This is a genomic window from Streptomyces sp. WG5, assembly GCF_049974565.1.
GTDB lineage: Bacteria > Actinomycetota > Actinomycetes > Streptomycetales > Streptomycetaceae > Streptomyces.
On sequence record NZ_JBNGGC010000118.1, the window covers coordinates 1 to 1,664 of the forward strand.

Below are 1,664 nucleotides of genomic sequence, written 5' to 3' on the forward strand. Positions count from 1 at the left end.
TTAGAGGACGTCTCAACTGGCTGGATCACTAGGCTGGCGGCCGTGATGGCGATGGTGGGGCGTCTGGTGCCGGACGGGTTGTGGGAGTTGTTCCAGCGGGTGGTCCCGGCTGCTCCGGTGCGTCCGCAGGGTGGCGGCCGACGCCGCTACGGTGATCGCGAAGTGCTGGCGGCGATCCTGTTCGTGGCTACGACGGGGTGTACCTGGCGGCAACTGCCACCGGTCTTCGGCCCGTCCGGGCCGACCGCGCACCGGCGGTTCACCGAGTGGAGCCGGGCCCGGGTATGGGGCAAGCTTCACCGCCTGGTCCTGGACGAACTCGGCGCGCGTGGCGAGTTGGACTGGTCCCGGTGCGCTATCGACTCCGTGAACATGCGCGCGACGAAAGGGGGGACCTGACGGGTCCGAATCCCGTAGATCGCGGCAAGAAGGGATCAAAGATCCACTTGATCACCGAGCAGACCGGTCTGCCCCTCTCCATCGGGATCTCCGCCGCGAACACCCACGACAGCCAGGGGCTTGAGCCCCTGGTGCGCGGCATCCCGCCCATCCGCTCCCGCCGCGGACCGCGCCGGCGACGGCCCGCCAAGCTCCATGGCGACAAGGGGTACGACTACCACCACCTTCGCTGGTGGCTACGCTCCCGGAACATCACCCCACGCATCGCCCGCAAGGGCATCGAGTCCTCCCAGCGCCTGGGCCGTCACCGATGGACCGTGGAACGCACGGTGGCCTGGCTTGCCGGGTGCCGCCGTCTTCACCGCCGCTACGAGCGCAAGGCCGAACACTTCCTCGCCTTCGCCGGCATCGCCGCCGCGCTCATCTGCTACCGGCGTCTGGCTGCGTGAGCCGGTTCATGCGACTCCGAGGAACCCCGGGTCGGCGCCGTCGAACTGCAGGCACGAGTCGCGGCTCAGCCCCAGGAGTTCCGCCATGGGCACCGCACGGCGACTGGCCGCCAGCAGGTCCTGGCGGGCCTCAGCCGACCACAACGGCGGGAAGAACGACAATCCCTGCCGGCCGTTCAGCACGGACACCTCGCTGCGCCAGCCGTCCCACCGCAGGCCCCCATAGAACTCCTGTAGCCCTCCGGAGAGAATCCAGGACAGCCAGGCCGAGTGTCCGGCGCCCAGCGCCTCCCAGCCAAGGGAATCGGGGGCGAAGTAGAGGATTTCGCCCGGCTCGCCGGGCCGACCGGCGGCACGGGGGTTTCCGCCGTTGAGGGCGAACACCCCGCCCAGCACATCGTGCGCAATCACGAGTCCCGCCCCTGGCCGCCAGGCCGGATCGAACGTCGAGGGCATCGCGTTGATCTCCGCCAGGCCCGGCAGCCTCTCGGCATGGGCGTCACCCGGGCTTCCGAAGATCCGCAACCAGCCGCTGTCCACCAGCAGACCGCCGCTATTCAAGACAATCCCGCCCAGATTCGACCGGGCCGAGACCTGGAGATGCAACAGCGATGCACGGCCTGTCTCGGCATCGCCGGGCAGCACCTCGACTGGTACGTCAGTGCCGGACAGCTCCTGGAGAAGGAGCGGCCAGGCTGGATCATCGACGTTGAGCAGCTCATCGACCTCGCGCATGCCCGCATCGTCGCACCAGCACTGAAGATGCAGTCCGCCGGGGCACCTTCACTTCGATCCACCAAACGAGATGATCCCTTA

At 68.5% G+C, this 1,664-nt stretch carries 2 protein-coding genes; one reads left to right on the top strand and one right to left on the bottom strand.

The window, feature by feature from the left end; genetic code table 11:
- The first annotated feature begins 51 nt into the window (after nt 1–51).
- A protein-coding gene (locus tag ACP4IX_RS36125; protein ID WP_426558878.1) for an IS5 family transposase occupies nt 52–848 on the top strand; the annotation gives its coding sequence in 2 pieces (ribosomal slippage) (nt 52–382 and nt 382–848; 798 coding nt in all).
- Between the two features lie 6 nt (nt 849–854).
- On the opposite strand, the gene ACP4IX_RS36130 is transcribed toward ACP4IX_RS36125, so the two are convergent.
- Nucleotides 855–1,583, bottom strand: coding sequence for a DUF2625 family protein (locus ACP4IX_RS36130; RefSeq protein ID WP_426558876.1), 729 nt, complete (start codon nt 1,581–1,583; stop codon nt 855–857).
- Between the last annotated feature and the right edge of the window lie 81 nt (nt 1,584–1,664).

Excerpts from the sequence above, each read along its gene's own strand:
- ACP4IX_RS36130 (WP_426558876.1), bottom strand. The coding sequence starts at position 1,583 with ATGCGCGAGGTCGATGAGCTGCTCAACGTCGATGATCCAGCCTGGCCG.